Raw genomic sequence first — 24162 nt, 5'->3', positions numbered from 1 at the left:
ACACAAAACGACTAAAGCTGTTCGCAGACTTTAAAAGAAAAAACCGTCAACGCTGAATGCATTGACGGTTTTTTCTGATAAGGATGATCTTACTGACTGGTTTCAACTTTTCTGGCGTTATGTTTTTTTGTATAAATACGTTTGCTGGCAACATTTTCCTGATGTTCAAGCTTTGCGCGTTCCTGTTTGGTCACAACACCATCAGCCGCGGCAGCCTCTTTGTTTGCTTCAATCTTCGCTTCGCGTTTTTCCAGATTTGCGCTTTCTTTCGCAGTCAATTCGCCATTGCTGATGCCTTTGGCGATCCGTTCCTGCTGACGAGCCTGACGTTTATCGATATTCGGTGTTGCAGTCTGCGCAAACACTGGCGCAACAAAAGCAGTGGCAAGAATGAATGCCGTCATCTGTATCGTTTTCATGTTGTACCTTTCAATATAGAAGCATGTTTCCGGGGAGTGAAATCAATGGGTTGTTCCCATAGACTCCACAACGAAGCGCAAACCTTCAGCGATGACAAGTATTTGTATAGTCATGTAACAAGCGGTAAGCAGACATGAATCTCAGAATCCGGCAGGTATCAGATCAATCCTGTCAGTGCAGAATCCATCGACGCCCCAACGTAAAATTTCCGCTGCGCGCTCGGCACTGTTGACGGTATAGCAAAATAATCCGTATCCAGCATCTTTCACATTTTTTGCCAGCGATGGACTCAGATACTTGTGATTCGTGTGTAGGGATACAGCACCTACTTCCTGCAATTTCGATTTCCAATCCGATGCAATCTCATCCATCAGCAAACCACGTGGAATAGTGGGAGCGGCACGTTTGGCGGCCATCAGGGCAACAAAAGAAAACGAGGAAAACAAAGGCAGGTGCGTTACATCGCTCACAGCTACATCTGCAAATAGTTCAGAACTCCGGTCGGCAACGATATGCCCGGTTTCCTCTTCAAAGCCCGGGGCTGGCTTGATTTCCACGTTCATCCAGATGTCATGCTGACGGCAGAAACGGACGACATCAGAATACAGCGGCACCGGTTCCCCTTTGTAGCAGGAGTTAAACCACGCGCCTGCATCCATTTTTTGCAAATCAGCGGCAAGCGTATCCGCCACATGCCCGCGACCGATGATGGTCCGGCCAAATTCAGGGTCGTGCATCAGCACAGGAACCCCATCCTTTGATAACATGACATCAAATTCCACCGCAGTGAAACCGTGCGCAGCTCCATACTTCATTGCCGCCAGCGTGTTCTCGGGCGCAAGTACCCCGCCCCCCCGGTGCGCAAGAACTTTGGGATACGACCACATATTGATCTCCAGAAAAATATTGCAGACAAAAGGATAATCCAGGATGACAGCGACGTCGCTACAAAAAAAAGCACTCGGCCATATACGCATTCTTGATCTGACGCGTGTGCTGGCTGGCCCCTGGTGTGCGCAGAATTTCGCCGACCTGGGAGCCGAAGTCATTAAGGTCGAACGTCCAGGGAATGGCGATGATACGCGTTCCTGGGGCCCTCCTTATCTGCGTGACGAGAATGGTGCCAATACGACGGAAGCCGCCTACTATCTCGCCGCCAACCGTGGAAAGCAAGCCATCACAGTGGATATTTCCACCCCTGAAGGTCAGGAAATTATCAGAAAACTGGCGGCACAATCCGACGTAGTTCTAGAAAACTACAAAGTCGGTCAGTTAAAAAAATATGGGCTTGATTACGCGTCCCTGAAAGAAATCAAACCGGATCTGATTTACTGTTCGATTACCGGCTTCGGTCAGGACGGCCCCTACGCTCATCGCGCTGGCTATGATTTTATCGTTCAGGGCATGGGGGGGTTTATGTCGCTGACCGGGGAGCGCGACGATCTGCCCGGTGGCGGCCCACAAAAAGCCGGCGTTGCAATTGCCGATCTGATGACCGGCATGTACGCCACTATCGCGGTGATGGCAGCACTGACACATCGGGACCGCACCGGTGAAGGTCAGTACATCGATATGGCTTTGCTTGATGTGCAGGTCGCCATGCTGGCAAACATGAATACGAATTATCTGGCCAGCGGCAAACCGCCGGTACGCTGGGGCAATGCCCATCCCAACATCGTTCCCTATCAGACATTCGCTACGTCCGATGGGCATATTATTGTCGCAGCCGGCAATGACGGCCAATACAAAAAATTTGTCGCGGCAGGTGGCGAAGAACAGCTTGCGACTGATGAGCGCTTCTGCACGAATCCAGCGCGCGTGGCAAACCGTGAGGTACTGATTCCATTGCTGGCGGACATGGTGAAACGCAAATCCAGACAAGAGTGGATAGCGCTGCTGGAGGACGCCGGTGTTCCGTGTGGACCGATTAACCGGCTGGACGATGTGTTTAATGACCCTCAGGTAAAAGCGCGCGGTATGCAGATTACCTTGCCGCATCCAAGCGCCGGCAGCGTGAAGTTAGTTGGTAGCCCAATGAAACTATCGGCCACGCCACCGGATTATCAGTCGCCGCCGCCATTGCTAGGGCAACACACGGATCAGATTTTAAAATCCGTGCTTGGATATGACGATGAACAATTGAGTCAACTTAGGCAGCGCGGCATTATCTGAAGCAGATGACCTGACATGAGGCGAGAATCCGTGCGGTATTTCGCGCCAGATAAAGCGGGCTTGACGACAGATTCTGTACTCTCCATCGCAATCAGATGTCCGACCCCGCTTGTGCGCGCTAACATCAACTCCGGACAAAATATTGCATCAGATACTCAGCGCAAAAATGATAACGCCATCAATTCCTAAGCCAAAGAACAGCAACTCACCTGACCAGAAGCCTTGCGCAGAAACGCAGCTACGGAAATTTCTGCAGGATCTGCCACGGCTACTGCTCATCAATGCCATCTGCACACTGATCGTCACCTATGTGATGCGGACACACAGTCCCTTGCTGCAAAGTTGGGTATTTTCCAATTGCATAGGATTCAGTTGCTATGCGCTGGTACGAATCATCCAGCATTTATTCTGGCGTACACGCAAACCGCAGCCATTCTTTTTTTTCCTGGTCTGCTTGCTCATTACCCCACTGGGATTTGTCGCAGGATCAACGCTTGCTGCCGCTATTTTTTCCTATCCGCTGCTGAGTATTTTTTCAATGCAATGGGCATACTTCAGCAGTTTCATCGGGCTGACCATGGTCATCAGTCTGATTTCGGTCTGGTCGTTCTGGAATAAAGCAAAAATATCAGAACTGGCCGCGGAAGCGGAGGCAGAAAAAGCGAAATCTTCCGCGATAGAGCGACAGGCCTTGCAAGCGCAACTGCAAATGCTGCAGGCTCAAATAGAACCGCATATGCTGTTTAACACACTGGCTAATCTGCAAGGACTGATCGCACTTGACCCACCACGCGCGCAACATATGCTGTCGCAGTTGATTGTGTATCTGCGCAATACACTGAGTGCTTCCAGAGCAGAAAAAACCACCTTACAACAGGAATTTTCTCTGATCGAAGCCTATCTGGAGCTGCTCGCGATACGTATGGGAAAACGTCTGACTTATACCTTATCTCTGCCATCAGAGTTGCGGGAACAAACCATCCCACCCATGCTTTTACAACCGCTGGTAGAAAACGCGATCAAACATGGGCTGGAGCCAAAAATCAACGGTGGAAACATTCATGTTGCAGCAGAAAATGATGCGCATTTTCTGTATCTGACCGTTAAGGATACCGGTCTTGGATTATCTGCGCCTCATGCGGCGTCGCCAGAAACACATCACGCCGGGCTGGGGCTTGGCAATATCAATCTCCGTGAACGCCTGCAAGCACTCTTTGGCCCATCAGCCGCATTCACATTAGAAGCAAATCAGCCGGAAGGCGCGATTGCACGGATTTCTATCCCTTTAATCCTACATACATCATTATGAATATACGCGCCCTGATTGCTGAAGATGAAGTCATACTCTCACTCACCCTGCAAAAAATGCTGGAAAAACTCTGGCCAGAATTAGTATTGTGCAGCGTAGTGGAAAATGGTGTTGAAGCCGTGCGGGAAGCCTTGCATCACGCACCGGACATTCTATTTCTGGATATTAAAATGCCAGGTAAAACCGGCTTGGAAGTCGCACAGGAACTGGCAGAAGAATGGCCGGAAAACCGCGCGTTCCCTTTGATCGTCTATGTGACCGCTTACGACGAATTTGCGATTCAGGCATTTGAACATTCGGCGTCAGATTATGTACTCAAACCAGTCAGTGAAGAACGTCTCAGTAAAACAGTGCAGCGTCTGCAGATGCGTCTGACTGACCAGTCGCAAAGCGGCACAGAACTCGAACGCGTGCTGGGACAATTGCGCAGCTTAATGCCAGATCACATGACCGCCAGTGGCTCTGCTGTGCACAAACCTTTGCATATGATACGTGCCGCCGTTGGTAATCAGATCCGCATGATTCCGGTCGAAGACGTTTTATATTTTGAAGCGACAGACAAATACATTAACGTTGTCACCAAAGAACATTCATCACTGATCCGCAGCAGCTTGCGCGAATTATTGCCGCAAATTGATTCCGATGTGTTCTGGCAGATCCATCGCAGCACCGTGGTTAACAGTAAAAAAATTCTCGCCGCCCACAAAGATGAAAGCGGAAAAATGACACTGAAATTGAGGGATAGCGATGATAAGCTGACCGTCAGCAGAGTTTATTCACATTTATTCAGGCAAATGTAATCGCCATCGCAATACTTCAACTTTGCCTAATTCCCTAACACACATGACTAATCAACTCACTCAACTACGCTGGCAATTATCAGCTTTTTCAGAATTCAACCCTGAGCAGTTACACAAGGTGTATCAGGCCAGGTGCGCCGTATTTATCGTTGAACAAAATTGCCCGTATCAGGATATTGACGGTAAAGATCCGCAATCCCATCATCTTGTAGCCTGGGATGACAACGGTGACATTGCCGCCTATTTACGCATAGTTCCTCCCGGCATCAGCTATGCAGAACCATCGCTGGGTCGTGTTCTGAGTACGCAGACATCGCGCGGGACTGGTGTAGGAAAAGAATTGATTGCGAACGGCATCAAGGCACTGCGCCAGCTTTATCCAGCTGCCTCTGTGCGTATCGGTGCGCAAGCCTATCTTGAGAAATTTTATGCCAGCTTCGGCTTTCAGACAGTTTCCGATATCTACCTCGAAGACGAGATTCCGCACCTGATCATGTTGCTGCCAGCAAGCGACCACTGAATTCAACTATAATTGAGATAAATCAATGACTTACTGAAAATGAGTGAATTCTTCTATTATGCCGGTCGCACAGTTATCCCCAGAAACACCTTACGTCAATATCTCTGCTTACAAATTTATCACCTTCAACGACACCGCTGAAAAGCGGCAGGCGTTTATTGATAAATGCCAGGAACTCAATCTCAAGGGTACCATTCTGCTGACGCCGGAAGGCATCAATATGTTCCTCGCAGGGCTGCGCCATGAGATCGACGCTTACATGGACTGGTTGCATAGTGATCCAAGATTCGCCGACATCGTTGCCAAAGAAAGTTACTCTGATCGTCAGCCGTTTACCAAATTGCTGGTCAAGCTGAAAGCAGAAATCATTACCATGCGCATGCCGCTAATCAAGCCCGAAGAAGGCCGGGCGCCCTCAGTCGATGCGCAAACTCTGAAACGCTGGCTGGATCAGGGCCATGACGATAACGGCAAGCCGGTCGTGATGGTCGATACCCGTAATGATTTTGAAGTCGATGTAGGCAGTTTTGATAATACGATCGATTATCGCATCACCAAGTTCACGGAATTCCCGGAAGTCATCGCTGCCAATCGTGACGTGTTGAATGACAAAACCGTTGTGACCTTCTGCACTGGTGGTATCCGTTGCGAGAAAGCGGCAATTCACATGCAAAACGTTGGCTTTGAAAGCGTGTATCAGCTGGAAGGCGGCATTCTCAAGTATTTCGAAGAAGTCGGTGGCGATCATTATCACGGCGATTGCTTTGTGTTTGACTATCGTACCGCACTGAATCCGCAGTTAGAGGCTACAGATACCAAGCAATGCTTTGCCTGCCGTGCCGTCGTCACACCGCGTGAACAACTGTCGCCGTGGTACGTCCCCGGTAAATCCTGCCCTCACTGCAAAAAAGAATCAGCGCAGACCCAAGCTTGATAATTCCGTTTTTCTTCATAAAAACTCATTTGACGCAAGTCCGTTAAATGAGTTTTTTTCATTCCGGGTCTGAACTTCCGGCGTCACACCATGTCACAATCGCGCTACATTCTTTTCATCTATCCACAATACAAACGAGACTAATCCATGAAACGTTTTTTACTGAGTACTCTCGCCCTTAGCCTGTTGTCTAACGCCGTTTACGCCGCCGAACCAGCCGCTGCACCAACAACTGCCGTCGCATTTACACTCGGTTCCGGGATCATTCCGCGTAATTTTGAACCAACGACTCGTGGCCAGGATAATTTTTTCAGACATGCGCAAGGTGGCTGGTTAAGAGCCAATGAAATCCCAGCCGACAAATCAGACTGGGGTTCCTTCATGGAAGCCCGTGAAAACGTACAGCGACAATTGCACGCGCTGATCAGCGATGTCGCTAAGGACGATAAAAATCCTGCCGGCACAGAAAAACAGAAAATTGCTGATCTTTTCAACAGCTTCATGAATGAAGAAAAGTTGGAAACGCTGGGTGCAGCGGCACTGAAATCTGAACTCGACACCATTGCAGCAGTGAAAAATAAAGAGGGGCTTGCCGTACTTTTTGCTCAGCTTCAGAAAATCGGTGTCACTACCCCGTTCCGGGTGCGTGTTGAACAAGACAGCAAGCAATCCAGTCAATACATCGTCGATATCGCACAATCAGGATTAGGCTTACCGAATCGCGATTATTATCTGAAAACCGACGACAAGAAAATGAGCGATATCCGCGCTGCTTATCTGACGCATGTGGAAAAAATACTGACACTGGCAGGCGATAAAGATGCTGCAGTAAATGCGAAGCAGGTACTGGCGATAGAAACGGAACTCGCTAAAGCACAATGGACGAATGTGGAAAACCGCGATCCGCTCAAGACCTATAACAAAATGACCGTATCAAAACTCGATACGCTTGCGCCGGGCTATCAGTGGAAATCCTATTTCCAGACTAACGGTATCGCCGGAAAAGCAGATCAGGTTCTGGTACAGCAACCAAGTTATCTGAGCGGATTCAGCCATGCACTGAAAAGTTTTCCTTTATCTGCCTGGAAAAGTTATGCCGAATGGCAACTGCTGAGTGCCTACAGCCCCTACTTGTCCAGCGCATTTGCGAATGAAAATTTTGCCTTCCGTGGCACCACGCTGGCTGGTATCAAAGTCAACCGCACACGCGAACAACGCGCCGTTGCATTGACAGATCAGATGCTGGGCGAAGCCGTTGGCAAGCTGTACGTTGAAAAATATTTCGCCCCAGAAACCAAAGTCCGCACGGAAAAAATGGTGAAATATTTTCTGGCAGCATTCAAAGACAGCATAGACTCTCTGGATTGGATGAGCGCCGAAACAAAAAAACAGGCACAGATAAAACTCTCAAAAATCAGCGTCAAGATTGGCTATCCTGAGAAGTGGAAAGATTACTCCGCAATACAAATCAGTAAAGATGATCTGGCTGGTAATCTGAAACGTATCCGCAGCGCGGATTTCGAAAAAAACGTGAAGCGATTGGGTACCCCGGTTGATCGCAGCGAATGGCATATGACACCACAAACCGTGAATGCCTATTACAGCCCGGAAATGAATGAAATCGTGTTCCCGGCAGCGCGTTTGCAAGCACCGTTGTTTAACGTCGAGGCAGAAGATGCGGTTAACTATGGCGCGCTCGGTATTTCAATTGGTCATGAAATCAGCCATGCCTTTGACGATGCCGGATCACAATACGATGGTGACGGCAACTTGCGTGATTGGTGGACCAAAGAAGACCGTGAAAAATTCAACCGCAAAACCAAGGTTCTGGTTGAACAATACAATGGCTACAGCCCGGTTCCAGGTCATTTCCTGAATGGCGAACTGACGCTGGGTGAAAACATTGCGGATAACGTCGGTATCGTGATGGCCTTAAAAGCTTACCGTCTGTCACTGGAAGGAAAGCCATCGCCAATTCTGGATGGTTGGTCAGGCGAACAACGTCTGTTCCTCGGTCTTGCACAGGCGCGCCGGAGCAAATCCCGCGAACAACGTGCGCTCGCCCTGATTAAGACTGACCCGCATTCTCCGGGTGAATTCCGCGTCAATGGCAGCCTCAGAAATAACACAACATTCTATGACGCATTTAACGTGAAACCGGGTGACGGCATGTACCTGCCGGAAAACAAGCGCGTCAGTATCTGGTAACTGAATCTGGCAACTGATCTGGTAACTGAGAAACAAAAAAAGTCCGCTGTTGCAGCGGACTTTTTCATATACGATCAAATAAAAATGAGCGATTAACTAAATTTTTTCGCCACTTCGGCAATACGCTGACCAAACAATTTTGCCGTTTCCAGATCACCTGGCAATGGACCTTCTTCCGGTGAAGAGTCTGATGGAGATTGCGTCATCAGACCACTGAAACTACCGACATAATTAACATCGTTGCGTTGCGCAGCTTTACTGTTCGACGGCATCAGACCAGTACCCACCCAGATCATAGAATGCTGCTGTGAGAACGTGAACAGATATTGCAACGTGCTTAGTTTGTCGCCATTCATCGTTGCGGAGTTAGTGAAACCCGCTGCAATCTTGTTTTTCCATTGCTGGTGATACCAAGGCTTGGATGACGCATCGGCAAATTTCTTGAATTGCCACGAAACGGTGCCCATGTATGTCGGCGAGCCAAACACTATCGCATCTGCCGCAGCAAGGCTGGCCCATTGTGCTTCGGTGATATTGCCCTCGGCATCAATCAGTATCAATTCTGCTGCCGCGCCATTGGCGGCAACGCCCGCCTGCACCGCTTCAGCTGCTTTGGTGGTGTGTCCGTAACCTGAGTGATAAACAATCGCTACTTTTTTCATGTCATATTCCTTTTGGTTCATTAGGTTCATTAAAAATCATCCGCATCCATGACAACCGATGAAGCTCGTCAACAATCTTTTATTCCGATGTTCAAACCATCGTCAGCACATGGCCGATCAGCATCAAGCAAGCACACACAAAGCCAGCCCGGATAAATCTGTCTTATTCAAAATAATTGATGCCGCACCTGCACTATATACATGCAGGGTAAGCAAGATAAGGGTAAAATTTTCTACACATCATTCAAATTAATTGAATAAAATGAATCTGACGCTGGAAGCCTTACAAATTCTCGATGCCATCGCTCGCAAAGGCAGCTTTGCCGCAGCTGCAGCTGCGCTGGATAAAGTGCCGTCGGCAATTACTTACAGCATACGCAAACTCGAAGAAGATCTGGATGTCTTGCTGTACGACCGGCGGGGACACAGAGCAAAACTGACCAGCGCTGGCGAAGAGTTGTTAACTCAGGGCAGAAACTTATTGCATGCGGCACAGGATCTTGAAAATCGCGTCAAACGCGCAGCGAGCGGCTGGGAAGCAGACTTTCATATTGTGATCGATGGCATCATCCGCTTTGAAGATCTGATCCCCTTAATTAAAGAATTTGAACAACAAGGCTGCGGCACCCGCATCCGTATTTCACAGGAAATTTTATCCGGCGTCTGGGAAAGTCTCATCACCGGGCGCGCCGATCTGGCCATCGGTGCCGCATACGATGGCCCCGATGCCATCCGCATGCAGGGAGAGTTTCAGACCCGCTCACTTGGCAACATTGATTGGGTGTTTGCGGTTGCACCCGAGCACCCTTTAGCCAACGCGACGGAGCCACTCAGCCATGCAGTAATCTTGGAGCACCGCGCCGTTGCGGTTGGCGATACCAGCCTGACACTGCCATCAATGACAGCGGGCTTATTGAGTGGACAGGACACACTGACCGTGCCGTCAATACAAGCAAAACTGTCCGCGCAACTGGCAGGCTTGGGTTGCGGGCACTTACCGCGAAGAATTGCTCAACCTTATTTGCAGTCGGGCATGCTGATTGAAAAGAAAACCAACGCCAATCGCCTGCTGGGTAACAACCGCATCGTATGGCGCAGTACAAATAAAGGTAAAGCTCTGCAATGGTTTTTACAAAAACTGAATGACCCGATAGTGCAGAAAATGTTGATGGGTAACTGACGTTGCGCTGAGCCATACTACAAAATGAATTAGACCGAACATGTCTGCTACGACTGATTACATCGGGCGTTTTGCGCCCTCCCCGACAGGCCCGCTGCACATGGGCTCACTGGTCGCCGCCATGGCGAGTTACCTCGACGCTAAAGCGCATCAGGGCACATGGCTGTTACGTATAGAAGATCTGGATTTCGACAGAAATGTCGCCGGTGCAGATCAGCAGATTCTGCAATCACTGCAACGTTGCGGTATGCAATGGGATGGAGAGGTCGTCTGGCAAAGCCAGCGTCAGGATTTGTATGAGGCGGCATTACGACAGTTGGGCGACTATGTTTATCCCTGTGCCTGTTCACGCAAGGAAATCGCTGACTCACGCCTGCGTCTCGGCGATACCGCCAGTCAGATCTATCCGGGCACATGCAGACATGGCATCGCTCCGGGAAAAACGGCGCGCGCATGGCGCCTGCGTGTGCCTGAACCGGAACTAGGCATCATCTGTTTTGAAGATCGTTTATGCGGTTCGCAAAGTCAGAACCTGGCAACGGAAGTCGGCGATTTCGTTTTAAAGCGCGCCGATGGTTTCTGGGCGTATCAGCTCGCCGTTGTCGTTGATGATGCGGCGCAAGGAATCAACCAAATTGTGCGCGGTGCCGATCTGATCGACTCCACTGCGCGTCAGATATATTTGCAAGGCTTGTTGGGTTTACCGACACCCAGTTACCTGCACGTTGCCGTGGTCACCAATGCCAACGGTGAAAAATTATCGAAACAAACCGGCGCACTGGCATTTGATCGCGGCGATAATGACTTATTACATGAAGCGTTACTGCCCGCCGCGCGTTTTCTGGGCTTGCAGCTCAGCCCTGCAAGTAATCTGCATGAATTCTGGCAGCAGGCAGCGATGCTTTGGGCAAAAAAACTGCATATCGCATAGATTCAGCACTGTATTTTGCGCTCCCTTATTCACCCATATCCACCTCTGTTGACTCATCCACCATGCCCACATTAAGCATCCTGCAACGCAGTCTGATCGCCATCGTTCTGTTCATTCTCGCTCTTGTTTTCAGTATTCCATGGGGCTTGTATTATCTTGGTCTGAAAGATATCGACGGTAAGCCAGACTTACCGGCACACATGATCTCCGGTGACATGCAGCAAAAAATCTGGGCCGAGTCCGGCTATGAGGGGCAGCCTGAATCAGTCGCATTAAATCCGGTATCGTATATTTTGTCTGCAGCGGGACAAGACGCGCCGCCGCCGGTGACTTTGTTTGCGTGGCGTGTCGCTTCCTCGTATCAACGCCAGCATCATGCACACGAGGGTGTCATGTGGCAGCAGCTATCCGGCGGTGCGCTGACGATATGGCTGAGCAGACACTGGACGATAGAACAGTTACTCTCCAAGGTGGCCGAGCTCGAAGAAAAAAAACCTCAGACCAGCAAAGCTGACTGACGTTTTGGGAAGCGCATTGATCCTGTTCTGCATGATCAAAATATGGATTCACGACCAAGCTTGCGCATATCAGTGTCCGGCGTGCCCCTTGGGTTTCACGACCTGCACCTCGATTTCTTTTTCCGCAGATGCTGGCGCGTGATGATGGTGCATACCGGCATGATCGGCAGCAGCAGGTCTGACTGGTTCACCTAATCCCGCGGCATCTCCCTGGTATTCATACGCAGCAGTTCCTTTCGGATGCACATACCAACCCGGATCTTTGTAATCACCCGGCTTCTGATCCTTGCGTACTTTCAGAACGCTGAACATGCCGCCCATTTCTACTCCACCAAACGGGCCCTCGCCTGTCATCATCGGCAGGGTATTTTCCGGTAAAGGCATTTCCATCATGCCCATATCCGCCATACCTTTATCGCCCATCGTCATATATGCCGGGATCAAGCGATTGATCTTGTCGGCAACATCTTTATGATCAACGCCTATCATGCTCGGCACACTATGTCCCATCGCATTCATCGTGTGATGGCTTTTATGGCAGTGTAATGCCCAGTCACCCTCTTCATCCGCAATAAATTCGATCTGACGCATTTGCCCGACGCCGATATCGGTCGTCACTTCCGGCCAGCGCGCAGTTTTGGGAATCGCACCACCGTCGGTACCGGTGACCGTGAACTCATGTCCATGAAGATGAATCGGATGATTCGTCATCGTCAGATTACCGACACGGATTCTGACTCTGTCATTTTTGCGGACGTTCAGGGTATCGATGCCGGGAAAGACACGACTATTCCAAGACCACAAATTAAATTCCGTCATCGTCATAATGTTGGGTCGCGATGCGCCCGGTTCGACGTCATAGGCATTGAGCAAAAAGACGAAATCCCTGTCCACATCTGCGATCAGTGGATGTTTATTTTTTGGATGCGTGATCCACGAACCCATCATACCCATTGCCATCTGCGTCATTTCATCCGCATGCGGGTGATACATGAATGTGCCCGGACGACGGGCGACAAATTCATACACAAAGGTTTTACCTGGTTGAATCGCGGGTTGTGTCAAACCGCTGACGCCGTCCATGCCATTCGGTACACGTTGCCCATGCCAATGCACACTGGTGTGTTCCGGCAAGCGATTCGTCACAAAAATACGGACATGATCGCCTTCCACCACCTCTATCGTCGGCCCCGGGCTCTGACCGTTATAACCCCATAAATGTGCTTTCATTCCGGGTGCCATTTCCCGCACGACAGGCTCAGCAACCAGATGAAATTCCTTCACCCCATTTTTCATTCGCCAAGGCAGCGTCCAGCCATTCAAAGTGACAACAGGATTATATGGACGTCCATTACCTGGCACTAAAGGCGGCATGGTATCCGGGCTGGTTTGTGTCGTAATTTCTGGCAATGCGGCCAACGCGACTTTACTCACAGCGCTGGCTGCCAGTGCGCCACCGGCGATGCCGGCAAATTTGAAAAAGTTTCTTCTTGAGTTCATTTTTATTCCTTCTCAATTCCGTTATCAGTGCGCAGCGGCTGATTCATTGACGTTGTTAGTGCCACTCACGCTGATACGTTCGGGCCGCCCGATCAGCGATGCCTGCAAAGCGGCATCTGCGAGCCAGAATTGCTGTTCAGCGTTAATCGCCGCCATCACACTACTGATCTGCTCTCGGCTATCCGCCAACAGATCAAAAACACTGATGAACATGCCGTTGTAGCGGAGTTGATTTTCCTGAGAAATGCGTTTGCGCAAAGGCAGAATTTCATGTTGATAGTGATGTGCAATATCGTAACTGGTGCGATACGCCGAATAACTTTCACGCAACTCAGAGGCCGCGTTACGCACAATATTTTCGAGACGATAACTGGCTGCCAGCGTCGCTGCATTCATCGCATCACGTTGCAATTGTCCGCTGTCAAACACAGGCAGACGCACGCCGATTTCCACGCCTCGTTTTACATCGCTGGTTTTACTTGCATTATCAAAAATCGTATTACGCTTTACCGTGAGTTCGATATCCGTCAAGCTGGTCGCCAGCGTCAAACCTTGCTGCTTTGCGACGGTATCCAGTAAGGCTTGCGCCATACGGACATCGAGGCGATTTTCAGTCGCAACTGCAGCGATTTTTTCAGCTGGATAAACGGCTGCCGGCAAATCGGGCAGACGCTCGGGCAAACGCAAACGTGCCAGCTGATCGCTTGTCAGTCCCAGCAAGCGCACCAATCCCTCGCGAGCCGCTGTATTGTTGTGGCGCGCTGCAGCCAGTTGTGCGACAGCATCCGCATAGAAAGCGCGCTGTCTGGCGGCTTGCAACTGATTGAAATTACCTGCGCTGCGCATACGTTGCGCCAGTTCAGCACCGGCCTCAGCCGCGTCACTGACTTGCATCGCATAACTCAGGATTTGCTGCGCAGCGACTGCCTTTACCCACGCTGCCCGCACCTGCGTGATCCGATCAATCACCTCACTGCTGAACTGCCATTGCGCCGCCTCTATTTTGCTTTGTGCAATCGCGTTTCGGCGCGGTAAGGTCAGTACGTCAAGCAAGCCAAAACTGATCATGCGCACAATTTCAAGTTCATCGACAAAACGGCTACGCTCGATACTGAAGAGCGGGTTAGCAATTCGCCCTTGCTGTGCGGCATTCGCCCCGCTTGCCCAGTATTGCGCAAGCATGGCCTGGAATGCCGGGCTATTCGTCAGTGCAATCTGCACTGCTTCGTTTTGTGAAATCGGTTCTTGAAGCAAACGATCCGCCGTCGCTTGCAAACGGGATTTTTGTTCGGAATTAAACGCTGGTTTCAGCGATGATTGTGTGAACGCAGAAAACTGCTGATTGATTTGATCAACAGATTGTTCCGGTTCAAAACTGGTGCAGCCAGCCAGCAACATGGCTGACACGAATGGAAGTACAACACCAAAAGAACTTGGTAAAGGTGGCGACATGTCGTCCTCGTTAAAAAGTCAAATCTGACCTGATACTCTCAGGCATAGTTGAACTCAGTATTGTCGTGCCTAAAACATGAAGTCTGGCAGCAATCAACTGAGTTACAAAAACAATTTAAACGGGAAAATGTTTAGGCGGACGTTCCAGCGCACGCGCAGGAGCTGATGAAAATGAGTGAAAATCAAGCGGAAACACCGTGATCGTGCCGGGTGAACAGCATTGATCCGCTTGCTGCAGTAGTAAGGCGATGCCAATGCAGCAAGGTGACGCCCCTTTGCAATGATTCTGGGTATCGGGCTTCACTATGTGTGCATCCTGCGCAGATACCTGCTGGCTTTGCTTCATCGTATCGCAATGCACAGGACGACTCACAGTATCGTTTGTCTCTGTACCTGATGCCGTTTGCGTACTATTTCCATGCACAAATGCCCACATGCCAGTGGCTGCAAAGCCTTGCAAAGGCAGCAGCACCAGCATCAGACAAATCAACAGAAAACGCCAGGAACCAGATTTCATGAATGAGAACTTACCATAATTCAGTCTGCGCGACCACCGACGACATCAAAGTGACTCCACATCCCGCGTCACACGGCCACTCACCGGCTGCACCTGATTGCGGCCCAGCGATTTTGAAAAATAAAGCCATTGATCAGCACGTTGAACCAGTGTCTCCAGCGTGTCATCTGCCAATCTTTCGGCAACACCGAAACTGGCGGTGATATTCAGATACTGCCCATCCGGCAAAGGCACCTTCAGATCGCGTTCGACGTTCAGGCGCATTCTCTCGGCGACCTCAATGGCAGCCGGAAGCGAAGTCTCAGGCAAGATAATCAGAAATTCTTCGCCACCATACCGTACCAGCCAGTCGATTTCCGCGCGCAACTCTCTTTGCAAGGACTCCACGAAAACGATCAGCACATCATCACCGACAGCATGGCCATATTGATCATTCACCGACTTGAAAAAATCGATGTCGCAAAACACCACAGCCAAATCCCGCTCATAGCGTATCGCTCTGTGCATTTCGCCGGGCATGCGTTCGTTGAAAAACAAACGGTTATAACAGCCGGTCAGAACATCCGTCACCGATAGTTTTTTTAATCTGTCCATCGCCTGTTGTAGCTGGGTAGTCCGCTCTGACACCAGAGCATCCTGATTTTCTATGTGTTTCTGCAAACGATCCTGCATAGTGCGGAAACCATCCACAACCAGATCAATTTCATTGTAGACGTGCCGCGGCCCGAGCTCTAAATCAAGGCGCGTAGCTATTTTATTTGCCTGAAGATTTTTGACGAAATCGGCTAATTGACGCATAGGACGTTCAAGATCACGTCGTAAGATTGTGAAGACAGCAGCAAAAATAAATACCGTAAGTAAGAGCACTTCAGCGAGGACAATAAAAAAGCTGCGCATCACCTCATGACGTAATACGCTGCGATCAACAACTAATTCCATCGTTCCGACACGCGGACCAACACCGTCCGGCGCCGGAATATCAAACATCAGATGTTCATCTGAAATTGATTGCCCACCATTTCCACCGACAAACTGTTGCCCAGTGCTGGCCTTGATAACAACATAAGCAATATTCGTGTTTTTCGTCAGCAAAGAAATCTGCTTGTGTATTGCCTGTAATTCGATGTCCCAAATCGCCAGAGATAACAAGGGGATATGCGTGTTGGCAACGTCCCTGATGGTCATATCAAAGTTACGCTCTATCGCTCTGTAATTCAAATAGGCTTGCAAACTGCTGAACAGCAAAATACACAGAATGACCCATTTAAACACCCGCCGGAACAGCAGGCTTGCAATAGGTTGTGACAATCGGAGTTTCATTGATGTTTTTCGACCTGCGTTAATATCTGCCGAAAATTAAAGTCGTATTTTTTTAACTTCGGATTCAGCACTTTACTAAATTTTTTAAAATCAACCTGGCTAAAATCGAGTCTGCCAAAATGACGCTGAAATCTGCGCGCCTCATCCTTGCTAAAAAGAATAAACATAGAACGATCCAGTTCCAAACCTTCATCTTTGAAATCTTTACCATGATGATAGTCATACAGCATTACAAGACCAAAGGCACCAGCGATAAAATGCCCGCCAGCCAGAGCAGTCAGACTACCCGATTCCAGCGCAGCCAATGCCTCAGATGAAGTATTGACAGCACTGAAGTAAGCATCCTTGCCTGGTTGCCCGCCTTTATTTTTCCAGCTGTCCATCGCACCGAATGCCATCAGATCACTTCCTGCCCAGATCAGCCTTGCCTGGGGGTGGCGCTGAAAAAGCCACTCACTCTGTTCCTGCGCTTTGGCGCGACTCCACTCTGCATACACTTCCTGATCAACCACCACATCTTTTGCTTCGGCGACCGCACGGCGCATACCTTCATTGCGTTTAAGTGAAGCCGGCGTAGAACGATCTCCGGCAATCGCCAGCATGTGCAGACGACCGTCTGATCCCAGCAGTTGATTTTGCTGCCCGTGTTGAATCAGCGCCCGCGCTGTCAGATAGCCAGCCTCTTCTGCGCGTGGTTCAAGTGAACCCAGCCATCCCGGAAAGTGTAGTCGCGGAACAGTGGCAAGCAGACGCTCACTTTGTTCGCGCAAACCGCTGAATGCCAGGAAAGTCTTGATATTGGCTGCATCCAGAATGCGGATGACTTCAAATCCCACGGCATGATCATTCGACAGAATGACATAGTCCGGCCGGTCTTTCACCTCACGGGCTGCCAGCTGTTTTGCCTGCGTCAAAGTATTGAGGTGATTACGGTTGGCGTACAGCACTTCCAGCCTGACATCCAGATCTTTCGCTGCGGCCAACATACTATTGCTTGCCGTCAGCCAGTAGATTTCATCCGGCTTCCCGGGATTCAGAAATGTAACCGACATCGCAGCGGCGTCACAGCAAAGGAAATATCCCAGACTGAGACTAAAAATGATCACGCTGCGAAGCCAACACATATCTTCTCCCGAAATAAAACCTAGTCAATGCCTATCTGCACAAAATATCGGCACAAAAGCGGGCGATCATCATGCTTCCAAACCTCTATTGCACAATGCTTTGCTGTGCAGACACCGTTGCATAGAAAAGCAAAGTCTGCCGCCTCTTGTGTCCGTTGTGCGTCGCAGATAATTGAACACAACACAAAAAATTTCATAGGCGATCATTTGCGAACATGCCGACCTTTCACCTCGGATCAGATTGAAAACCAATTCTGCCTAAGTGCGTCATGTTGAAATCACCCGGATATTTAAGACCATAGCCCAACGCCCGGTCAAAACCTATGTGTGCGCACCAAATCACACCCGCACAAGAGAACACTGGTAACGCGAACAAGAACCCGGCGACGAGGCAAACAATAGCGCCGGCATAAGAATGCGCCGCGTTGTAAGCGACGGCACCAACACGTGATCCGAACGCATATCCAAGCAGAGAAAGATCGGGCGCAAGAAAGTACAGTGCGAAACATCCCCAGCTAAAATCAGGTGCTGGATAAAAAAAGATGGCGGCAGCGAGCACGCATATCCCTTCCAGCCGCAGAATCCAGCGCACTGCGCCAGTTGTTTCACCCGCCATATCACTCCCCTGACCTGTTCCTCTGAAGAAGCTATGTCAGTTGCACGCGAACGCGCCGCAAGTCTTAGCTTCAGCATTATTCAAAGCGATTCAAAAACCGGACGATATGCCCGGTTGCCGGAACTTTCCTCGTCACCGTATTCACCGCTGGTGAAAGCGGCGGTGCAAGTTCTCTGGATTATTATGTGGAAGCATCTGGCCGGTGCCGGGTTGTTGATCCGGTGATCGATAAACTGACGATGGCGGTGGAATGCTGAAGTTGACTGCTGAAAGCTGAGATTATAAAACACTTCCGCGGCTCAAAGCGGAGTAGTCCGAGCAACATCGACGTTATGCATGCCAACGACGTGCCAGAAAATGATCGATGGCGGACTATCGACGGTAGGATATTTCTTCCGCTGACATCAATGAATTTTCACTGGTGACGAACAGATCAATGGTATGTTTTCCGCAGCGACGGGTCTGGAAATGTAATACCCCTGCAAATAGTGGCATCCCATTTTCTGTAGCATACTGATTTGCTGTTCTGTCTCGACCCCTTCGGCAACCAGTTCCAGATCCAGATTGTGTCCCATCGCAATAATGATGGAAACCAGGCTTTGGTGTCGCGCACTGCTTTCCAGCGCCATCACAAATGACCGATCGATTTTCAGCGTATTTAAATGAAACTGTGTCAGATAACTGAGCGATGAATATCCGGTGCCAAAGTCATCCAACGACAATCGCACCCCCATCGCGCGAAGATGATTTAAGGTCGTTCTCACATGAGCGCCATCGTCGATCAGCACACGCTCGGTCAGTTCCAGTTCAAGCTGCGCCGGATTTAACTGATTTATTTGCAGCGCGCGCTCCACATAGGTAATGAATCGTGTGTCGAGCAACTGACTCGCCGATACATTGACACACATGGTCAGATGCCCGCCACTGCCCTGCCATTCCGCCAGTTGCCGACATGCCTGATTGAGTACCCAGGTGCCGATTTCGACTATGATGCCGCTTTCCTCTGCAATCGGAATGAAATGATCCGGCGAAACATTATTAAGTGTGCGGCTGTTCCAACGGAGTAAAGCTTCCACCTTATCAATTCTGCCCGTTTTCGCGTTCGCGACCGGTTGATATAAAAGATAGAGTTCATCGGAAGAAATAGCGCTGCGCAACGCGGTATCAATGACCGCCTCCCGCGCATGAGAAATCATGCTGGAAGAAAAAAAGCGCAGTTGATTCCGCCCCGCTTTTTTTCCGTCATACATCGCGATATAGGCGTGCTGAATAACGGTGTCGGTATCGGTACCATGTTCAGGAATACATGTAACGCCAATACTTGCCGAGAACTGTATGTTTTGCTGCAACAAAGGTATTCCGCTGGTCAGTATCTGAAACAGATCGTCGCCGCAGAGGGCTGCTGTCTGTGCTGCGGAACCGGGCTCCAGGCCATACATCGCAATTGCAAACTCGTCGCCGCCGAAACGGGCGGCCAGGCTGTTATCTGGTAACGCGCGCTGTAATCGCCCCCCGATTTCCCGCAGCAACTGTTCACCGGCGAGGTGCCCGAAGGAATCATTGATTCGTTTAAACCTGTCGATGTCCACCAGCAACACAGCGCACTCTTGCCCCTTTTCCTGCGATTGTGCGATCACCCGCGCCAGCTCCTGGGAAAAGCCATGACGATTGAATAGCCCAGTCAGATCATCGTAGTGCGCAGCCTTGTGCAGTATCGCCTCTTTTTGTTTGCGCTCGCTGATATCCATCATCTGCACCATGCAGTAAGGACGCCCACGTTCATAATAGGGCGAGGAAATCAGCTCTAAGGGTACTTGTCCTTTGTCTGGCAACAAAACAACAATATTCTCGACCAAAGGATAATTGCCGGCCGCAGCGGTGAATCGTTTGAAATAGCTCTTGACCGCATGAGCATCCAGCCCGTTCACGTGGTTCACCACCGGCGAGCCGGCCATGCCTTTCGTTGAGGAATATCCAAGCAAACGCGCGCCGCGTTCGTTAATGACATGAATGATGCCATCCATGTTCAGTATCAACAGGCCATTACTCAGACAATCAATGGTACTGGCGTAACGTTCACGTATTTTTTCGAGTACCGCATAAATCAGACAAAGCGTTGACGATGTTTTGACGATTAATCCAAACATGAACCAGACGTCCAAACGGTCGGGGATCAGGTTCAGCACCGTGAGCAAATTGTAGCCACCGCGAATGATTAAAATCATCCCCAAAAGACGAAAGTGACGCTGCATGTACAACACACGGATGCCGGACCACAAAATCACGGTGCCAAGCAACATCTTCGTTGTTGCCTCTCTCATGGCTGGCACGTTGAAAAAAAACAGTGTGAGAAGAAGACAAAAAAGTGCAGATACAGCCGCGATAGGCATGACATGCTTACGGCGCAGATTGCCGATGAAATATTCGGTGCCTGCCCAGAATCCGCTGATACTGATGGTCAGCAAACCGGCAGAAAGCAAAGGATTCAGCTGTTGCGGCAATTGCTGAAATGCCAGCCCACTGCCACAGGTAATGCCAGCCTGACCTGCGGCCCAGAACAGCGCATGCCAGTCATCGCGCTCATGTAGCCACGGCAGAATCATGGTGATGATCAGAATGACATCGACCACCAGTGAAAAAATAATAAATGTCTGAGTATCCACGTCTCTCTGTGCATTTCATTGTAGTAAGCAGCAATTGACAGAACGTAAAACCGGTCTTGTTACCACAAGAAATATCCGAACTGTGTTTGATCAGAAAATGAGCTTTCTGAATTTTCCCGGCGCATGTTCGTGCATTGAAGGCTCTTGCCCCCATATTGTCAGAAGTCAACCGGAAAATGAAGCTGGCGAGCGGAAAAGCCTGATATTAAAAAGTACCTTAGTTTCAAAGCGTGCGTATTTCAAAGCGTGCGTATACTAGACAATTAATTTCCACGTGACAACATTTCACGATTCGCATGACTCTTCCTGATGTCGCCTTTGACGCGTTTTCATGCACATGCCTATCCACATTCCAGACACTGGTTGCAGCCAAAACTACGGCATACACCGATAGCGCCAGCCCATCATACACTGACAGATGACGCCGCGCCCTCCAACGCAGGTTTTATCGTTCGCGACCACAACAACGCCCGAAGCCATCACACCAGCCGCAACACAGCAAGCCTGTATGGGCAAACAGCATGGTAAAGAAAAAGCGAAAATCCGCATACTCCCCCCTGTTTTTAGCAAAACACCCCAAATCTCAGCAGAAACATTGGGCTTGTATACATACTCCGGGGAGTATATTTTCCGGGTTTTGAGGGCATGGAACACGCCTAAGGCTGCCTGACACCGCCGGGCACAAAAATACATCGCGCCCATCTGCTTAAAGCGGTCAGTGCGTGAAGAAGGGGAAATCAAAACATGGAATAGGTTTGCCGCGCGGATGCACCTGCCCTAATCGCCTATCAGACTGTTGGCAAGAGCTTGCCGGGCTTGTTATGTGGACGTTGAAAATGATAACCAGCCAAAAGCGTTGCTAAGCCTATGATTTTTAAAATAAAACTGCTTTTTCAACATTCTTCCTTGAAAAAACTTAACCTCGTCCATACAATTAGCACTCCACACAAGAGAGTGCTAACAATGTTAAAATCGACTGGTTTCAGCATTGCAGGCAACTTAGCCGCTGTTAGCGTCGCGGCTCTTGTGCAGCACATGTATGTGTGACGTAAGGGGCTTGAAAGTGGCGAACACTGACACCATCTACGGCGCACATTTTTGTTTGTTTGCTGATGGGACTTATGCAAATCAGGTGATGCTTCAATGTCATTCTGTCTGAATTTGTGATGAGCCCCGTTTTACTTCGGTAGTTTTACTTTTGTAATTATTTTAGGAGTTAATATGAATCTTCGTCCCCTGCACGATCGCATTATCGTCAAACGTCTGGATCAAGAAACAAAAACTGCATCCGGTATCGTTCTGCCTGACGCAGCAGCTGAAAAACCAGATCAAGGTGAAGTATTGGCCGTTGGCGCTGGCAAGCAGTTGGATAACGGTTCGATCCGCGCACTGGAAGTGAAAGTCGGCGACCGCGTTTTGTTCGGCAAATACTCTGGCCAGGCTGTCAAAGTTGACGGCAACGAAGTGCTGGTCATGCGTGAAGAAGATATCTTCGCGATCGTACAGAAGTAATTCTTTCCCTGTAGCACTATAGAAATCCACAAGATTCTGGAGAAAATAACATGGCAGCTAAACAAGTAATTTTTGGCGATGACGCACGTGCGAAAATCGTTAATGGCGTAAATATTCTGGCAAATGCAGTAAAAGTCACTCTGGGCCCTAAAGGCCGTAACGTTGTTCTGGAACGCTCTTTCGGCGCGCCAACAGTAACTAAAGACGGCGTTTCTGTTGCTAAAGAAATCGAACTGAAAGACAAGCTGGAAAACATGGGCGCGCAGCTCGTGAAAGAAGTGGCTTCCCGCACTTCCGACAATGCTGGTGACGGTACAACAACAGCGACCGTGCTGGCACAAGCCATCGTTCGCGAAGGTTTCAAATACGTTGCAGCGGGTTTCAACCCAACAGACTTGAAACGCGGTATCGACAAAGCAGTAACCGCTTTGGTTGCTGAAGTCAAAACACTGTCCCGCCCAACGACAACCAATAAAGAAATCGCTCAGGTTGGTTCTATCTCTGCAAACTCTGATGCTGACATCGGCGACATCATTGCAAACGCAATGGATAAAGTGGGCAAAGAAGGCGTGATCACTGTTGAAGATGGCAAATCCCTCAACAACGAACTCGACATCGTTGAAGGTATGCAGTTTGACCGTGGCTACCTGTCACCATACTTCATCAATAACCCAGAAAAACAATCCGTGATTCTGGAAAATCCATTCATCCTGTTGTTCGACAAAAAAATCTCGAACATCCGCGATCTGCTCCCAGTATTGGAACAAGTGGCTAAATCCGGCCGCCCACTGTTGATCATCGCTGAAGATGTTGACGGTGAAGCACTGGCAACTCTGGTGGTTAACAACATCCGTGGCATCCTGAAAACTGCTGCTGTTAAGGCTCCAGGCTTTGGTGATCGTCGTAAAGCGATGTTGGAAGATATCGCTATCCTGACTGGTGGTAACGTGATCGCTGAAGAAGTCGGTCTGACACTGGAAAAAGCAACTCTGACAGATCTGGGTCAGGCGAAACGTGTTGAAATCGGTAAAGAAAACACGACAGTGATTGACGGCGCTGGTCAGGCTATCGCTATCGAAGCACGCGTAAAACAAATCCGCGCGCAAATCGAAGAAGCAACTTCTGACTACGACCGTGAAAAACTGCAAGAACGCGTTGCCAAACTGGCAGGCGGCGTTGCTGTGATCAAAGTCGGTGCTGCAACTGAAGTTGAAATGAAAGAGAAAAAAGCGCGCGTTGAAGATGCTCTGCATGCAACTCGTGCTGCGGTTGAAGAAGGCGTCGTTCCTGGCGGTGGCGTTGCTCTGTTGCGCGCTCGTGCAGCAGCTGGCGTGATCAAAGGCGACAATGCAGATCAAGAAGCTGGTATCAAGCTGGTGTTGAAAGCAATCGAAGCACCATTGCGTGAAATCGTTGCAAATGCTGGTGGCGAACCATCTGTTGTGGTTAACGCGATCATCAACGGTTCTGGCAACTACGGTTTCAATGCTGCGAATGACACCTACGGCGACATGATCGAAATGGGTATTCTGGATCCAGCAAAAGTAACACGCTCTGCATTGCAAAATGCAGCGTCTGTTGCTGGCCTGATCCTGACTACTGACGCTCTGGTTGCTGAACTGGCTGAAGACAAACCAGCTGGTGGCATGGGCGACATGGGTGGTATGGGCGGCATGGGTGGTATGGGCGGCATGATGTAATACCGCTTGCTGCTCAGTTTGAGCTGCATACTAAAAAGCTCTGCAATCATTTTGCAGAGCTTTTTTCATTTCAGCGTGCAGCATATTTTTGGGGAAAATAAATA

23 protein-coding genes are annotated in these 24162 nt (G+C 49.6%); 13 read left to right on the top strand and 10 right to left on the bottom strand.

Annotation, left to right across the window (positions count from 1 at the left end):
- Nucleotides 1–89: 89 nt before the first annotated feature.
- Complete coding sequence (locus H8K26_RS10545) at nt 90–419, bottom strand: hypothetical protein (protein WP_186883099.1); 330 nt, start codon at nt 417–419, stop codon at nt 90–92.
- A 141-nt stretch (nt 420–560) separates the two neighbouring features.
- Entirely contained in the window at nt 561–1307 is a 747-nt protein-coding gene (gene ugpQ, locus H8K26_RS10540; protein ID WP_190479359.1) for a glycerophosphodiester phosphodiesterase, read from the bottom strand.
- Nucleotides 1308–1350: 43 nt separating this feature from the next.
- On the opposite strand from ugpQ, the gene H8K26_RS10535 reads away from it, so the two are divergent.
- From H8K26_RS10535 to H8K26_RS10510, 6 genes are all read left to right on the top strand, one after another.
- Complete coding sequence (locus H8K26_RS10535) at nt 1351–2592, top strand: CaiB/BaiF CoA transferase family protein (RefSeq protein WP_190479357.1); 1242 nt, start codon at nt 1351–1353, stop codon at nt 2590–2592.
- A 166-nt stretch (nt 2593–2758) separates the two neighbouring features.
- Nucleotides 2759–3901 carry a sensor histidine kinase gene (locus tag H8K26_RS10530; protein WP_190479356.1) on the top strand — a complete coding sequence of 381 codons (1143 nt, stop codon included), beginning with the start codon at nt 2759–2761 and terminating at the stop codon, nt 3899–3901.
- Nucleotides 3898–4701, top strand: a complete 804-nt coding sequence (locus H8K26_RS10525) for a LytR/AlgR family response regulator transcription factor (protein ID WP_190479355.1) — start codon at nt 3898–3900, stop codon at nt 4699–4701. Before H8K26_RS10530 ends, H8K26_RS10525 begins: the two co-directional genes overlap by 4 nt.
- 43 nt (nt 4702–4744) lie before the next feature.
- Nucleotides 4745–5221, top strand: a complete 477-nt coding sequence (locus tag H8K26_RS10520) for a GNAT family N-acetyltransferase (RefSeq protein ID WP_190479353.1) — start codon at nt 4745–4747, stop codon at nt 5219–5221.
- A gap of 58 nt (nt 5222–5279) precedes the next feature.
- A complete protein-coding gene (locus tag H8K26_RS10515) occupies nt 5280–6155 on the top strand; it encodes a sulfurtransferase (RefSeq protein ID WP_186883348.1) in 876 nt (291 codons plus the stop codon).
- A 147-nt stretch (nt 6156–6302) separates the two neighbouring features.
- Nucleotides 6303–8363: a M13 family metallopeptidase gene (locus H8K26_RS10510; protein ID WP_190479351.1), complete on the top strand. Its 2061-nt coding sequence runs from the start codon at nt 6303–6305 to the stop codon at nt 8361–8363.
- A 92-nt stretch (nt 8364–8455) separates the two neighbouring features.
- Here the strand turns inward: H8K26_RS10510 and H8K26_RS10505 are convergent, their stop codons facing one another.
- Complete coding sequence (locus tag H8K26_RS10505; RefSeq protein WP_186883092.1) at nt 8456–9025, bottom strand: flavodoxin family protein; 570 nt, start codon at nt 9023–9025, stop codon at nt 8456–8458.
- Between the two features lie 262 nt (nt 9026–9287).
- Here H8K26_RS10505 and H8K26_RS10500 point away from each other — a divergent pair, with 262 nt between their 5' ends.
- From H8K26_RS10500 to H8K26_RS10490, 3 genes are all read left to right on the top strand, one after another.
- On the top strand, nt 9288–10205 hold the full coding sequence (locus H8K26_RS10500; protein WP_186897147.1) for a LysR family transcriptional regulator: 918 nt from the start codon (nt 9288–9290) through the stop codon (nt 10203–10205).
- 40 nt (nt 10206–10245) lie between these two features.
- Nucleotides 10246–11136 (top strand): tRNA glutamyl-Q(34) synthetase GluQRS, encoded by an 891-nt coding sequence (gene gluQRS, locus H8K26_RS10495; RefSeq protein ID WP_190479349.1) that lies wholly within the window; start codon nt 10246–10248, stop codon nt 11134–11136.
- Nucleotides 11137–11198: 62 nt separating this feature from the next.
- Nucleotides 11199–11654: a hypothetical protein gene (locus H8K26_RS10490; protein WP_190479347.1), complete on the top strand. Its 456-nt coding sequence runs from the start codon at nt 11199–11201 to the stop codon at nt 11652–11654.
- 69 nt (nt 11655–11723) lie between these two features.
- Here H8K26_RS10490 and H8K26_RS10485 read toward each other — a convergent pair whose 3' ends face one another.
- The 6 genes from H8K26_RS10485 to H8K26_RS10460 form a co-directional block, all read right to left on the bottom strand.
- A complete protein-coding gene (locus tag H8K26_RS10485) occupies nt 11724–13154 on the bottom strand; it encodes a multicopper oxidase family protein (protein WP_190479345.1) in 1431 nt (476 codons plus the stop codon).
- A gap of 24 nt (nt 13155–13178) precedes the next feature.
- A complete protein-coding gene (locus tag H8K26_RS10480) occupies nt 13179–14606 on the bottom strand; it encodes a TolC family protein (protein WP_190479343.1) in 1428 nt (475 codons plus the stop codon).
- A gap of 115 nt (nt 14607–14721) precedes the next feature.
- Complete coding sequence (locus tag H8K26_RS10475) at nt 14722–15123, bottom strand: hypothetical protein (RefSeq protein ID WP_190479341.1); 402 nt, start codon at nt 15121–15123, stop codon at nt 14722–14724.
- A gap of 45 nt (nt 15124–15168) precedes the next feature.
- Nucleotides 15169–16431, bottom strand: coding sequence for a sensor domain-containing diguanylate cyclase (locus H8K26_RS10470; RefSeq protein WP_190479339.1), 1263 nt, complete (start codon nt 16429–16431; stop codon nt 15169–15171).
- Between the two features lie 8 nt (nt 16432–16439).
- Entirely contained in the window at nt 16440–17495 is a 1056-nt protein-coding gene (locus H8K26_RS10465) for an ABC transporter substrate-binding protein (RefSeq protein WP_223826962.1), read from the bottom strand.
- Nucleotides 17496–17793: 298 nt separating this feature from the next.
- Nucleotides 17794–18183: a DUF4260 domain-containing protein gene (locus H8K26_RS10460; RefSeq protein ID WP_190479334.1), complete on the bottom strand. Its 390-nt coding sequence runs from the start codon at nt 18181–18183 to the stop codon at nt 17794–17796.
- A 33-nt stretch (nt 18184–18216) separates the two neighbouring features.
- Between H8K26_RS10460 and H8K26_RS10455 the strand changes: the two genes are divergently transcribed.
- A complete protein-coding gene (locus tag H8K26_RS10455; protein ID WP_190479332.1) occupies nt 18217–18408 on the top strand; it encodes a hypothetical protein in 192 nt (63 codons plus the stop codon).
- A 179-nt stretch (nt 18409–18587) separates the two neighbouring features.
- Here H8K26_RS10455 and H8K26_RS10450 read toward each other — a convergent pair whose 3' ends face one another.
- Nucleotides 18588–20846, bottom strand: a complete 2259-nt coding sequence (locus H8K26_RS10450; RefSeq protein ID WP_317889267.1) for a putative bifunctional diguanylate cyclase/phosphodiesterase — start codon at nt 20844–20846, stop codon at nt 18588–18590.
- 309 nt (nt 20847–21155) lie between these two features.
- On the opposite strand from H8K26_RS10450, the gene H8K26_RS10445 reads away from it, so the two are divergent.
- The 3 genes from H8K26_RS10445 to groL all read left to right on the top strand — a co-directional run bounded on the left by H8K26_RS10445 (nt 21156) and on the right by groL (nt 24058).
- Nucleotides 21156–21374: a hypothetical protein gene (locus H8K26_RS10445; RefSeq protein ID WP_190479330.1), complete on the top strand. Its 219-nt coding sequence runs from the start codon at nt 21156–21158 to the stop codon at nt 21372–21374.
- Nucleotides 21375–22067: 693 nt separating this feature from the next.
- The gene (groES, locus tag H8K26_RS10440; RefSeq protein WP_186883080.1) at nt 22068–22358 is read left to right on the top strand and encodes a co-chaperone GroES; all 291 of its coding nucleotides are present in this window, start codon (nt 22068–22070) and stop codon (nt 22356–22358) included.
- Between the two features lie 50 nt (nt 22359–22408).
- Complete coding sequence (gene groL / locus H8K26_RS10435) at nt 22409–24058, top strand: chaperonin GroEL (protein ID WP_186896804.1); 1650 nt, start codon at nt 22409–22411, stop codon at nt 24056–24058.
- The last annotated feature ends 104 nt before the right edge of the window (nt 24059–24162 follow it).

Origin of the sequence: Cognatundibacterium aquatile (assembly GCF_014699135.1) — a bacterium.
GTDB lineage: Bacteria > Pseudomonadota > Gammaproteobacteria > Burkholderiales > Burkholderiaceae_D > Undibacterium > Undibacterium aquatile.
This window is presented reverse-complemented; position numbering and strand designations above follow the sequence as displayed.